Raw genomic sequence first — 11,108 nt, 5'->3', positions numbered from 1 at the left:
CGTCGCCCGCCAGGGGTCGCAGTGCTCTCGGTCCCCACACGAACCGAGGTGGACATGTTACTTCGCCGCTTCGACGTTCTTTTCGCCGACGATCTTCACCAGGCCCTCGTCGTAGGCCTTTGCGGCCTGCTCGGGGGTCTGTTCCTTCGTCACCACGGATTCGGTGGCCGTCTGGATATTTGTGGAGATCTGCGGGTAGTCAGGAGTTGCGGGACGGAAGTGCGTGTATTCAACAATTCCTGCGAAGAACTTGAAAGAGGGGTTGGCTGCGAGGTACTCAGGGTCAGAAACGATGTCCTTGCGGACTGCGATCGCAGAGGTTGCGATGGAGTACTGCAGGGAGCCCTTCTTGTTCAGCGCAGTCTTGACGAAGTCGGCTGCCAGTGCGGGATCCTTGGTTTGAGATCCGACAGAGAGAACCCAGCCACCGGAGAGAGTGGTGAATCCGGGTGCCTGTCCCTTCTGGGTCGGCATCTTTGCGAGGCCGATGGTTTCTTGCCATTCTGCCCACTTTGTCGAGTCCTGCATCCAGATGTAGGGCAGCCAGGAGCCGTCGATATCGATGGCGAGCTTGCCCTTGGGAAGGAGTTCGGTGGACACACGGGTTCCAACAGCCTTATCCAGTGCGATGTCGTTGGAGGGAGTGAGGCCCTCTGAGTATGCGGTCTGGTAGAAGGTCAGTGCGTCCTTGAAACCTTGGGATCCCGTGACCCACTTGTTGGTGTCGGTGTTGTAGAGGGTGTCCTGGGTGCCGTAGAGCAGCATTTCAAAGCCCTGCATGCTGGTCTGTTCGCCACCTGCACGGCCCGCGTAGATGTTCATGGGGATGACGTCGGGCACCTTTTCCTTGATGGTGCGCGCAGCAGAAAGCAGGTCATCCCAGCTCTTAGGCTGCCAGTCAGTGGGCAGTCCTGCCTGCTCAAAGATCTTCTTGTTGTAGTAGATACCGCGAGTATCGGTGCCGAAGGGAACGCCGTAGATCTTGCCGTCGAGGCCCTTTGCGCCCTGAATCGAGCTTTCGGGGTACTGGCTCCACTCGTCCCAGTTCTTGACGTAGTCGTCGATCGGGGCCAGGTATCCGGCTGCGGCATCGCTCATGACCTGGAAGGTGTCTTCGTAGATGATGTCGGGAGCCTTGGACTTCGACTTATTCATCAGCGCAAGCTTGGTCATGTACTGATCTGCCTCCGCTTCAACGGGCTGAAGATCGATGGTGACGTCCTTGTGAGTGGACTCGAACTCTTCCTTTGCGCGCTTCATGAAGTCTTCAATCTGCGGGAAGGACGAGGTCTTGTAATAGGTGACAACCAGAGACTTTCCTTCTGAGCTTCCAGATGTCGTCTTGTCCTTGGATCCAGAGCAGGCGGTCAGGCCCACAGCTGCGATACCGACTACGGCAACAGCCGCGAGTGCACGTCGTGCCATTGAACTCTCCTTTGATAGTTCTGCGACTTCCTGAAGGTGGGCGGGTGGCCACACTGCCGTTCCCGCTCCCCCTCATGCCCCTTTGACACGGAAGTCCTTATGTGAACTGTATTACTACGTAGAAAGCCAATTCCAGAGTCCATGGATTGCACTTTGGTTACGAAGAGCACAAAAGATGCTGGATGCACCCATCAAGAGCAATGAAATGTATAAACGCAGGTCAACACGTATATGAATGCGCTAACGGGCTACCGAGTTTTCTTTCACGAAACGATCAATCAGCAGCTGAATTTCATGCCAAGTCACCGATCCCGGCATTGACAAAGAACCGTGGAAGGTCCCAGCGAACATATGCATTTCTGCGATGCAACCGGCATCAACGAGGCCTGTCGCCAGAGCGATTCCCTCATCCCGAAGAGGATCGACGGGGTTGACAACGATGAGCGCGGGCGGGAAGCCTTCTTCCCTGAACTCTGCGCACGGTTTCGGGAATGCCGCCTCGATAAGGCGCAAGGGAATTGTCACTTCTGCATCCAAGGGAACACCGAAGTAGTGACGCCACGCTCCGGCCGCCGCGCGACGCGTCCACACGGGCCCCTCAGCGAAGAACCTGCTTGAGGGGGTCGACAGGGTCGGATCAACACAGGGCTCAAGCAAGATAATGCCCCTGATTACGGATGCAATTCGTTTGTATCGAGCCGCGATTGCCTCATCTTGCGCCATTTGCAGGCCGAGTCCACACAGGCGACTCACCATGGAATAGGCCAGCCCTGCTCCCGCTGAATCCCCCAGGATGAAAGTTGGACGTTCGTGCCCGAAGCGCTCAAGGGCCTCGGCAAGGGCGGAAATACAGTCGTCGACGGGGATCGGGAAGGGAAATTCGGGTGCGAGGCGGTACTCCGGAGAGACAACGATCGCACCGAAGCGCGTCGCTAGTTCGTCATTCTTCGCGTCATCGAAAGCGGCGCGGCCTGCCACGTACCCGCCTCCGTGGATCGAAATGATCAGGGGCGCGTCCTCAGCCAAATCCGCCGGAATGAAGGTGCGCCCGCGCGCGCTCACTTCGACTCTACTGTCGGCTTCGTGCGGATTTGCCAAAAGGGCATCTCCCCCAGCGCGCATAGCGGGCAGGTCCCACGTTGTTTGCTCGGGGGTTTCAGCGATGATGGGTGCGAGTTCGGGACGCAGGTAGATGGGATAGGTACTCATCGTTCCTCACTTGCTCGGCGCGACTCGGGCAAAGAATGCGTCAACGGCCGCGTAGAAGGGGGTGGGGGTCGAGTGGCGCACGCAGTGACGTGCGCTGGGAATGAGGAGAGTTTCAACAGCGGCGTTCCCCATTGCGTTGATCTCTTCAATCCCGCCGGGCCCGATCAGCACGTCGTCGCCATCGCCGGTAATGAGCAGGGTTGGTACTGAAATTGGAGCGAGGATTTCTTCGCAACTTCGGCTTCCGCTCACGACTCCACGGGCAAGGAAGTTGCGGTCGACTTGGGCTTTTCCTTGAGCCCAGCCGCCGGCCTCGGAAGGACTCCACTGAGGGTAGTCCTTGAGGAGGATGTCAATTTCGCGTCCCATCCACTGCGTGACTTCATCGCAGCGGGCGATGCGGTCTTCGGCGCTTGCGCGGAAGTGCTCGCGTTGGGAGGAGGTGAGGAGTGCGGGGTCTTCCAGCACCAGGGCGTCGACGGGGGCGAGGCCTCGCGAAACGACGTCAGCCGCGGTCGCTCCGCCCATCGAGTGGCCGAGGAGGGCGACGAAGGGTGCGGGTGCGGATTCTTCGATTGTGCAGATTAACGAGGCCGCGCTGCTAACGAGCGCTTCGAAGGGGTCCTCGAGCTGCGTGGGAGTAAAGCGCGGGGAACAGCCATGTCCGAGGGCGTCGATCAAGACGACTTCATAGTCGCTGGACCATCGAGCGGAGATATCACTGAGGGATGCGGCATTGTCGGTCACGCCGTGAAGCGCGTAGATACGTCCTTTTGAGGGCGTACCTGAAATATTCGCGGCAAGGCGCGCCGGGGTCATTGCTTCTCCTCCATGAGCATCCGCTCCGTATGCAGGAAGCATACAGGAAGTTTGCTGCTAATCTATGGGTACGCTCCACACACTCAATCATTCTGATCATCACGGAGGATGCCATGGATGAGAGCAAGATCGAAAACGTCATGTCTGAGCTGCTTGGCGAGGGCTATCGAATTGTCAGGGATAACGGCGAGTTGTCCCCGATGATCGAATGGGTCGACTGGGCGGGCGATCCCGACGACGAGGACGATGAAGAGCGCGTCGAAGTGAACTTCGCCGACGGAACGATGGAGTCCTACCCCATGGGTGTTCAGCTCCGTCAGATCTGGCACGAAGACGCGGAGTAGGAACAAGCAGCGACGACGGCGTGCGGTCAGGCCGCTGCCGCCGCTCAGAGAGGTGACACCTAGCTGAGTGCAAATGTCTCAGTCATCGCCTTTCCTCCTAATTGATTCACCGTTGAAAAACTCCGATGCTTGCCGGTTGTCGGCACCAGAGCGCACACTCAAGATCAGCTACAAGCCCTTGTGGGATACGCTGATCGACGAAGGGAAGCGCAGATAAGACCTCTAGGAGCATGCAAAAATCTCCGCGCCGACGATCGTCAACCTCGGCCGATCATCGAGCTAGTTCCATCTACACAATCGTCGTAACAAAAAGGTTTGGATGACAGATTATGGCAACAGATAAAGGCGATGAAATGACTCTAGAGCGAACTCTCTGGGAGACCGCCGAGTCGATGCGCGCCAAAGGCAACCAGGAGGCATCCGAGTACAAGCATGTGGTACTCGGACTCGTGTTCCTCAAATACGTCTCCGACAAGTTCTCCGAGCGACGCCAAGAGCTCACCCAGGAACTGATGAACGAGGGTATCGACGAGGACCAGATCCCATCATTCCTGGAAGACCGAGATGAATATTCAGGTAAGAACGTCTTCTGGATTCCTGATGGCGCCCGCTGGGAGCAGTTACAAGCCAAGGCTAAGTTGCCGGGAATTGGCCAGGCCATTGACGAGGCGATGCGACTCATCGAACGCGATAACCCCACACTGATGGGCGTCTTGCCGCGCAACTACGGCCGCGAGGACCTCAAGGACGAGATGCTCGGTGAACTCATTGACCTCATCGGCTCCATCGGTTTCGGTGCGGACAGCGATCATGGGGCTGACGACATTCTCGGCCGCGTCTACGAATACTTCCTTGGCATGTTTGCCGGGGCAGAGAAGGGTAAGGATGGCGGCGAGTTCTACACGCCGCGCAGCGTGGTGAATCTTCTCGTCGAAATGCTCCAACCTTTCTCCGGCCGCGTGTACGACCCTTGCTGCGGCAGCGGCGGCATGTTCGTGCAGTCGGCCCGCTTCGTCGAAGCCCACGGTGGCAGCCGGGATGCTCTCTCCATCTACGGCCAGGAAAAAGCTGCCTCCACCTGGCGCCTAGCCAAGATGAATCTGGCACTACGAGGCATCGAAGCAGACCTTGGCCCACGGGACGCTGAAACCTTCACTGAAGACCAACACCCGGACCTGCGCGCGGACTTCATCATCGCCAACCCGCCCTTCAACCTCAAAGGCTACTGGTCAGCCGTCCTGGAGGATGATCCACGCTGGGCCTACGGCACCCCGAACGACTCCAACGCGAACTACGCGTGGATCCAGCACTTCCTCTACCATCTCGCCCCCTCAGGCTCGGCAGGCTTTGTCATGGCTAACGGTGCACTGTCCTCCAAAGCGAAGACAGACGGCACCATCCGCCAAGCCCTCGTTGAAGCGGACCTCGTGGACTGCATCGTGGCGCTACCCGACAAGCTCTTCTTCAACACGGGGATCCCAGCGTGCCTGTGGTTCCTCTCGAAGAACCGGCACGGTAACGGCCACCGCGACCGCCACGGTGAGGTGCTCTTCATCGACGCCCGCAACATGGGTGAGATGATCACCCGTGCACAGCGTCAGCTCACCGAAGCGAACATTGAACGGATCGCCAGCACTTACAACACGTGGCGCTCCCGCGAACAACACGGCGAGTACGAGGACGTGGCCGGATTCAGCAGAGCCGCCTCGCGCGGAGAAATTGTCGCTAATGGATACGTGCTCACACCTGGACGCTATGTCGGCGTTGTCAAAGCAGAAGCTGACGACGAACCCATCGATGAAAAGATCGCACGACTCAAGTCTGAGCTATACGCCGAGTTCGAACGTGGGCGAGAGCTGGAAGCGGAGATTCGTACGCGCTTGGAGGCCCTCCAGTGAGCGTTGTATTCCAGGAGGGTGTTCTTTCTGATATCGCTCGTGTGACCATGGGCCAGTCCCCAAAGAAAGAGTTCGTAAGTTCGACACAGGAAGGCCTCCCGCTTCTAAACGGGCCGACAGAATTCGGAAGCTCCCACCCAACACCAGTACAGTGGTCGACCAGCTTCTCCAAGACAGCGGAGCCGGGCGACATCTTATTCTGCGTCCGTGGAAGCACGACCGGTCGGATGAACTGGGCTGACCAGCAGTACGCAATAGGTCGTGGAATTGCATCCATAAGTGCGATCAATCCACAAGAACGACACTTCGTGCGTGCTGCAATCGACCTTGTATTGCCTGAACTCCTTGCAGCTGCCACAGGCTCGACGTTTCCTAATGTGTCGCGCCTCCAGCTGTCCGAACTCCCCGTTGCCTTACCTTCCGCAGCAGTCCGTACCGAAATATCTGGACTCCTTGGTGCCCTGGACGACAAAATCGAATCCAACCTACGGGTCCGAAACCTGTGTCGAGACTTAGGCGGAAATCTTGTAGCCGATACGGTGCGTTCAGCTCCAAGCACTCAGCTTGAGCATTATACAGCATCCATTTCAAGAGGCGTCACACCACAGTATTACAAAGATGAAGATGCGTCGCCAGTATTGGTGCTGAACCAAAAGTGCATCCGCGATGGATGGGTCACACCTGAATTAGCTCGTCTAATGACTCCCCGCGCACGTGAAAAATCACAAGCCATCGCGCGATTGGACGATCTTCTCGTTAACTCAACTGGCCAAGGAACGCTTGGCCGTCTAGCTCGTTGGGACTCAGATGACCCCATTTATGTCGATAGCCATGTGACTGTAGTGAAAGCGGACCCTCGGCGAATCTATCCAGTGCTAATGCCGTACCTAGTATTCCCTCTCCAAGATGAGATAGAGCATATGGCAACCGGGTCAACAGGGCAGACGGAACTATCACCGTCACGACTAGCTCAACTCAATGTTCCATTGCTTTCACTGGAGGAACAAAGGCCGCTCTCTGCGAGGTTGGTTGCTCTCGAGGCGCAGGCACACTATTGCCAAGTTCAGTCACTTAAACTGACTGAACTACGCGATGCACTCCTGCCCGAGCTCATGAGCGGCCGCATGCGAGTGGATGAGGCTGGGTGCCTGGTCAGTGAAGCCCTAGATGAGGAGGTCGCGGATGTCTGAGAACAAACACGTGGAGGTCTCCGCCTCGCAGTTCCTCGTCTTCACCAGTGAGACGAACGGGACGATCGAGGTGCGCTATGAGGACGGCACCATCTGGCTCAGCCAGAAGCTCATGGCTGAGCTGTTCGGAGTTTCTGCGCCGACCATCAATGAGCATCTCGCCAACATCTACGACTCCCAAGAGCTTGTGAGGGAGGCAACTGTTCGGAATTTCCGAATGGTTCGAACCGAGGGGTCGCGGCAGGTCACGCGCGGCATCGACCACTACAACCTCGACGCCATCATCTCGGTCGGCTACCGGGTGAACTCCATCCGTGCCACACACTTCCGGCAGTGGGCGACCAAGGTGCTCAGAGACTTCACACTGCGCGGCTACGTCATCGATCGTGCGCGCATGGAACAGGGTGAGATCCTCGGAGTGGACTACTTCGAGCAGCTCCTCGAGGAGATCCGGGAGATCCGTCTCTCCGAGCGGCGCTTCTACCAGAAGGTGACCGATATCTTCACCACCGCTGTCGATTACGAGTCCTCCTCGCCGGTTGCAAAACAGTTCTTCGCCACCGTGCAGAACAAAATACACTACGCGGTCCACGGTCACACCGCCGCCGAACTCATCAAAGAGCGTGCGGATGCGTCCCAACCGTATATGGGTCTCACCTCGTGGAAGAACAGCCCAGACGGCAAAATTCTTCGGAGCGATGTCACCGTCGGTAAGAACTACCTCACTGCCGATGAACTCAAGGATCTGGGCCGCCTGGTGGAGGCATATCTTAATCTGGCAGAATCTCGAGCACGCCGCCAGATCGCCACCACAATGGAAGACTGGGTGGAATTTCTCGACCAAGTTCTCACACTGGATGCACGCGAGATTCTCGACAATGCAGGGACCATCAGCAAGAAGATGGCTGATGACCATGCCCTGCGGGAGTTCGCGGTGTTCCGTAAGGTTCAGGACGCCCACTACGTCTCCGACTTCGACCGCTTCACCATTGAAGCAGCCAAAGCCATTGATCCAGGTAATGATGATGCGCACTGATCACTTCGACGAGTCGACTGTGGAGCAGGCCGCGAAAGAGTGGCTAGCCGAGATTGGTTTTCGCACCGGGTACGCACCTGTTGATGCTGCGGTGAATGACGTGAGGGATTCCCTTGGTGACTGCATCCTGTGGAGCCACGTGGCTGATTCGCTTACCCGTTTCAATCCCGATGCTGATCCTGATCTTATTCGTTCTGCCGTAGCGCGGATTCAACGCGCGGAGTCGCAGGACGTGATGAGTGAGAACCAGCGGTTCCACGAGTTGATGGTGCGCGGAGTACCGGTTGAGACCACTGACGATGACGGCAGGCCTTCCACTATGCGCCTGCAGCTCGTGGACTTCGATACCCCGGGGAACAACGATTGGCGGGCGCTCAACCAGTTCACCATTATCGAAGCCGGCCACAACCGCCGCCCCGACGTTCTCGTTTTCCTCAACGGCCTGCCCGTCGGCCTGTTGGAGCTGAAGAACCCGGCTGATGAGAACGCCACTCTCCGCAACGCCTGGAACCAGATCCAGACTTATCGGCGTGAGATCCCGAGTGTATTCATTCCCAACGTCGTCACAGTCATCTCTGATGGCACCAGTGCGGCAATGAGTTCCTTCACCGGCGGATTCGAGCATTATGCGCCGTGGAAGACCATTGACGGGCGTGACATCATCACGAACCGGCCAGCCCTCGAGGTACTGATCAAGGGCGTGTTCGCACCCGAGCGTTTCCTCGACATCCTGCGCAATTTCGTCGTCTACTCCGACGAGGCGGTCACCGACCATGCAACCGGGCAGCGGCGCCGTACCATCATCAAACGCATCGCGAAGTACCACCAGTACTGGGCCGTCAACGCCGCGGTGGAATCAACCGTACGCGCCGCCGGTCCCGCTGGGGACAAGCGTGGTGGCGTGGTGTGGCACACCCAGGGCTCCGGCAAGAGCTTTGAGATGGTCTTCTACGCTGCCAAGCTCATGCGTGACCCGCGCATGGCCAACCCCACCCTCGTGTTCATCACCGACCGTAACGACCTTGATGACCAGCTCTACGGTGAGGTGTTCGCGCCCGCGCAGATTCTGCCGGAAACCCCGGTGCAGGCAACGGGACGAGACGATCTTCGTCGGCTGTTGACTCGTGCCTCGGGCGGGATCATCTTCACCACGCTGCAGAAATTCGCGCCCGGCCAGGACGGTGACGTCAACCCGGTGCTCACCGACCGCCGCAACGTGGTCGTCGTCGCTGATGAGGCCCACCGCTCCCAGTACGGTTTTGAGGAAAGCCTCGACAGTCAGGGCAGGTTAAAAGCCGGACTGGCCAAGCACCTCCGTGACGCCCTTCCGGGAGCCACCTTCCTCGGCTTCACCGGCACTCCGATCGAGACCAATGACCGTTCCACGCGCGCTGTCTTCGGGGACTACGTCGATGTCTACGACCTCACTCGCGCAGTCGAGGACGGAGCCACCGTCAAGATCTTCTACGAGTCCCGCCTGGCAAAAATCGCCCTTGATGACGAACAGCTCAAAGATCTGGACGCACTGGTGGACGAGACCACTGAGGCGAGCGAGATAGAGTCTGAGCAGGCCAAGAGCAAGTGGTCTCGCCTCGAGGCTCTCGTCGGTGCCGAAGCGCGGCTGGATGCGATTGCCGCCGACATCGTCGCCCACTGGGAGAAGCGCCGCTCCTCCATGGCCGGCAAGGCAATGATCGTGACGATGAGCCGGCGCATCGCCGTCGCCCTCTACAACAAGATCACAGCCCTGCGCCCCGAATGGCATTCCGATGACGTCGACAAGGGCCGTATCAAAGTCGTGATGACAGGCTCTGCTGCTGACCCCGCCGAGTTCCAGCCACACATCCATTCCAAGGATGAACGACGTGACCTCAAGCTCCGGGCGAAGAACCCTGATGACGAGTTGGAGATCGTTATCGTTCGCGACATGTGGCTCACCGGATTCGATGCGCCGTCCATGCACACGATGTACGTGGACAAGCCGATGCAAGGGGCTGGGCTCATGCAAGCCATCGCCCGAGTCAACCGGCGCTTCAAGGACAAGCCCGGCGGACTCATCGTCGACTACATCGGCCTGTTCGCCTCCCTCCAGCAGGCACTGAGCGTGTACTCACCCTCAGACCGTGAGCAGGCGGGTGTACCCATCCAAGAGCTCGTCGATGTCATGCTGGAAAAGCATGACGTGGTGCGGGGCATGCTCCACGGCGTCACCTTCGATTCCTCCCCGGACCTGCCAGCCAAGGAGCGTCTGTCGCAGTACGCCGCCGTGCTTGACCACGTCCTGTCTGACCCGGACCTCACCGCCAGGTACAACGACCAAGTGCTCGCCCTGGCGAAGGCGTTCGCGCTCGTGGCCTCACGCCCCGAGGCTGAGGCCATCCGCAACGACGTCCGCCTGTTCACCGATGTGCGCGCCGCAGTATTGAAGATACTCAACCCCGACTCGGGTGAATCACGGCGCGGGGGCAGCAACCTTGATACCGTCCTCGGGCAGATGCTCAATGACGCGGTCACCGCAGACCAGGTCATTGACGTCTTCCAGTTCGCCGGCATGGACTCCCCGGAACTGTCCCTGCTCTCGGATGAGTTCCTCGACTCCGTCGCACACTCCACCACTCCCAACCTTCAGCTGGGGTTACTACGGCGGCTGTTGGGGGATCAGATCCGCACCGTCAGCCGGAAGAACCTGGTCAAAGGCCGCAAGTTCTCCGAGATGCTCAATGATGCCTTGACCCGCTACACCAACCGGTCGCTCACCACGGCAGAGATCATCGCTGAGCTGGTCAGCCTGGCTAAGGATATGCGTGCAGACCGTGAACGCTCCCAGCAGCTGGGACTGAGTGAAGCGGAGATCGCCCTCTATGACGCCATCATCCAAAACGACTCCGCAATCCTGGAAATGGGCGACGAAACCCTGAAGATGATCGCCCGGGAACTAGTGGCCACAATCCGCTCATCTGCCACGTTGGACTGGACGGTCAAAGAATCCGTGCGTGCCCGCATGCGTTCACGCATCAAACGACTACTTGCCAAGTACAAGTACCCGCCGGATAAGCGTGAACAAGCCGTGCAGCTCGTCATCGAACAAGCGGAACACTTAGCTACTGGAGAGCAGGACTAGGTGCAAGCCGTGCCCCTCGAGATCACTGCGATCCGCTTATCTGCCTCCACACAGGAAGACGAGGCC

The 11,108-nt window shown here is 58.5% G+C and carries 8 protein-coding genes; 5 read left to right on the top strand and 3 right to left on the bottom strand.

What is annotated here, in order from left to right:
* Positions 1-57 precede the first annotated feature (57 nt).
* The 3 genes from HMPREF1627_RS03450 to HMPREF1627_RS03440 all read right to left on the bottom strand — a co-directional run bounded on the left by HMPREF1627_RS03450 (position 58) and on the right by HMPREF1627_RS03440 (position 3,495).
* Positions 58-1,425: an extracellular solute-binding protein gene (locus HMPREF1627_RS03450; protein ID WP_034501124.1), complete on the bottom strand. Its 1,368-nt coding sequence runs from the start codon at positions 1,423-1,425 to the stop codon at positions 58-60.
* Positions 1,426-1,665: 240 nt separating this feature from the next.
* The gene (locus HMPREF1627_RS03445; RefSeq protein ID WP_034501123.1) at positions 1,666-2,634 is read right to left on the bottom strand and encodes an alpha/beta hydrolase fold domain-containing protein; all 969 of its coding nucleotides are present in this window, start codon (positions 2,632-2,634) and stop codon (positions 1,666-1,668) included.
* A gap of 6 nt (positions 2,635-2,640) precedes the next feature.
* Positions 2,641-3,495 (bottom strand): alpha/beta hydrolase, encoded by an 855-nt coding sequence (locus tag HMPREF1627_RS03440; protein WP_234305230.1) that lies wholly within the window; start codon positions 3,493-3,495, stop codon positions 2,641-2,643.
* Between the two features lie 71 nt (positions 3,496-3,566).
* Here HMPREF1627_RS03440 and HMPREF1627_RS03435 point away from each other — a divergent pair, with 71 nt between their 5' ends.
* The 5 genes from HMPREF1627_RS03435 (at position 3,567) to HMPREF1627_RS03415 (ending at position 11,042) form a co-directional block, all read left to right on the top strand.
* Entirely contained in the window at positions 3,567-3,797 is a 231-nt protein-coding gene (locus tag HMPREF1627_RS03435; protein ID WP_034501122.1) for a hypothetical protein, read from the top strand.
* Between the two features lie 329 nt (positions 3,798-4,126).
* The gene (locus tag HMPREF1627_RS03430) at positions 4,127-5,695 is read left to right on the top strand and encodes a type I restriction-modification system subunit M (RefSeq protein WP_034501121.1); all 1,569 of its coding nucleotides are present in this window, start codon (positions 4,127-4,129) and stop codon (positions 5,693-5,695) included.
* Positions 5,692-6,885, top strand: coding sequence for a restriction endonuclease subunit S (locus HMPREF1627_RS09995; RefSeq protein ID WP_052040816.1), 1,194 nt, complete (start codon positions 5,692-5,694; stop codon positions 6,883-6,885). Before HMPREF1627_RS03430 ends, HMPREF1627_RS09995 begins: the two co-directional genes overlap by 4 nt.
* Positions 6,878-7,921, top strand: coding sequence for a virulence RhuM family protein (locus tag HMPREF1627_RS03420; RefSeq protein ID WP_034501119.1), 1,044 nt, complete (start codon positions 6,878-6,880; stop codon positions 7,919-7,921). The genes HMPREF1627_RS09995 and HMPREF1627_RS03420 overlap by 8 nt, the downstream gene beginning before the upstream one ends.
* Entirely contained in the window at positions 7,908-11,042 is a 3,135-nt protein-coding gene (locus tag HMPREF1627_RS03415; RefSeq protein ID WP_034501190.1) for a type I restriction endonuclease subunit R, read from the top strand. The genes HMPREF1627_RS03420 and HMPREF1627_RS03415 overlap by 14 nt, the downstream gene beginning before the upstream one ends.
* Positions 11,043-11,108 lie beyond the last annotated feature (66 nt).

It is taken from the genome of Actinomyces sp. S6-Spd3 (assembly GCF_000758755.1).
Lineage (GTDB): Bacteria > Actinomycetota > Actinomycetes > Actinomycetales > Actinomycetaceae > Pauljensenia.
This window is presented reverse-complemented; position numbering and strand designations above follow the sequence as displayed.

Excerpts from the sequence above, each read along its gene's own strand:
- HMPREF1627_RS03430 (WP_034501121.1), top strand. The coding sequence starts at position 4,127 with ATGGCAACAGATAAAGGCGATGAAATGACTCTAGAGCGAACTCTCTGG.
- HMPREF1627_RS03435 (WP_034501122.1), top strand. The coding sequence starts at position 3,567 with ATGGATGAGAGCAAGATCGAAAACGTCATGTCTGAGCTGCTTGGCGAG.
- HMPREF1627_RS03445 (WP_034501123.1), bottom strand. The coding sequence starts at position 2,634 with ATGAGTACCTATCCCATCTACCTGCGTCCCGAACTCGCACCCATCATC.
- HMPREF1627_RS03440 (WP_234305230.1), bottom strand. The coding sequence starts at position 3,495 with ATGCTTCCTGCATACGGAGCGGATGCTCATGGAGGAGAAGCAATGACC.
- HMPREF1627_RS03415 (WP_034501190.1), top strand. The coding sequence starts at position 7,908 with ATGATGCGCACTGATCACTTCGACGAGTCGACTGTGGAGCAGGCCGCG.
- HMPREF1627_RS03450 (WP_034501124.1), bottom strand. The coding sequence starts at position 1,425 with ATGGCACGACGTGCACTCGCGGCTGTTGCCGTAGTCGGTATCGCAGCT.
- HMPREF1627_RS03420 (WP_034501119.1), top strand. The coding sequence starts at position 6,878 with ATGTCTGAGAACAAACACGTGGAGGTCTCCGCCTCGCAGTTCCTCGTC.